Origin of the sequence: Xenorhabdus hominickii (assembly GCF_002632725.1) — a bacterium.
GTDB classification, from domain to species: Bacteria; Pseudomonadota; Gammaproteobacteria; order Enterobacterales; family Enterobacteriaceae; genus Xenorhabdus; species Xenorhabdus hominickii.
The window spans coordinates 1-1257 of record NZ_NJAI01000045.1; the positions used below are offsets into that span (position 1 = coordinate 1).

At 45.9% G+C, this 1257-nt stretch carries 3 protein-coding genes; all 3 read left to right on the forward strand.

Annotation, left to right across the window (positions count from 1 at the left end; all coding sequences use genetic code 11):
• Positions 1-263: 263 nt before the first annotated feature.
• On the forward strand, positions 264-599 hold the full coding sequence (locus tag Xhom_RS24895) for a phage holin, lambda family (RefSeq protein ID WP_169928579.1): 336 nt from the start codon (positions 264-266) through the stop codon (positions 597-599).
• Positions 599-1033 (forward strand): lysozyme, encoded by a 435-nt coding sequence (locus tag Xhom_RS24900; protein ID WP_069315412.1) that lies wholly within the window; start codon positions 599-601, stop codon positions 1031-1033. Before Xhom_RS24895 ends, Xhom_RS24900 begins: the two co-directional genes overlap by 1 nt.
• The coding region (locus Xhom_RS24905) for a lysis system spanin subunit (RefSeq protein WP_476756459.1) at positions 1030-1257 on the forward strand (228 nt) is incomplete at its 3' end. The genes Xhom_RS24900 and Xhom_RS24905, both read left to right, overlap by 4 nt.

Sequence of the window (1257 nt, forward strand, 5' to 3'; positions counted from 1 at the left end):
AAAAGCGTCTATGGATTACTTAAATGAATTGGGTAAGCCGCTTAACTTAACCGAACTGGGAAAACAAAGAATGAGATTGAGTATTGAAAAATACAAAACGGAATCTCAGTCATCGGGATTTAAAGTATTTAAGCTTGTTACGACTGACAGCTTAACTTAACTCTCACCTGCTCCTGTTCCCATATCGACCTCCTATTAACTTAACTCACCGGGGCTGACATAACTCACCCCCACGGACGCCCATTGTTCTAATGGGGTGGATTATGCGTATGACTGAAAAAGACACGGAGTTCTGGGCGCATGTCTGGGACTGGTTAATTATCAATGCTCCCTTTCTGGGGGGAATGTTTCTGGCTGCATCGACTGCATTCGCCCGGGAGAAAAGGGATGGCTCAAGCTGGAAAGCCTCATTAGTCGAAGCCTTTATCTGTGCGGCAATCAGTGTCGGGATTATTAACGCACTGGAGTACGCACAGTTACCACTGAGTCTTGCTCAGTTCTTCGGTGTACTGATTGGCTTTTTAGGAACCAAGAAAATTGGGTCAATTTTTGATGCGGTCTTGACGTTCTTCAAAAACAAGTTTGGAGTGAACAGATAATGAAAATCAGTAAAAACGGTCTGGGCTTCATCCAGCAATATGAAGGCCTGAAACTAAAAGCCTATCCCGATCCTGCAACGGGAGGCATTCCGTGGACGATTGGCTACGGGCATACAAAAGGTGTTAAGAAAGGCGATGTGATTACAGAGCAGCAGGCCGAAGATTTTTTACACGATGACCTCACATTCGCTTACGCCACACTGGAGCGATTGGTTAAGGTGCCACTGACTCAAGGTCAGTTTGATGCCCTATGTTCCTTTATCTTCAATTGCGGCAGCGGCAACTTCTCCGGTTCTACTTTATTGAAGAAACTCAATGCCGGTGACTACAAAGGCGCGGCGGCGGAGTTCCCCCGATGGGATAAAGCGGCAGGTAAGGTGATGAACGGGCTGGCTAAGCGCAGGGCATCTGAGCAACAGATGTTTTTGTCATGAAATTCACGCTAACCCACTACACGATCATTGTTCTGATTGGTGTTGCAGCCGTAGCTATAGTCGAAAGTTTTTACTACCTTTCTGAGTACGAAAAACAAAAGAAAGTCAACGGCGACCAAGCAACCGAAATCCAGCAACTGACTGACCGTATCAACGACCAAAACACGCACATTGATATGCTGCATGAACAGGATGTTAAACGTCTTAAGGTACTTGCCAATGCT

Bases quoted from the DNA above. Each gene is read 5' to 3' on its own strand.
- Xhom_RS24895 (WP_169928579.1), top strand. From the start codon at position 264: ATGCGTATGACTGAAAAAGACACGGAGTTCTGGGCGCATGTCTGGGAC.
- Xhom_RS24900 (WP_069315412.1), top strand. From the start codon at position 599: ATGAAAATCAGTAAAAACGGTCTGGGCTTCATCCAGCAATATGAAGGC.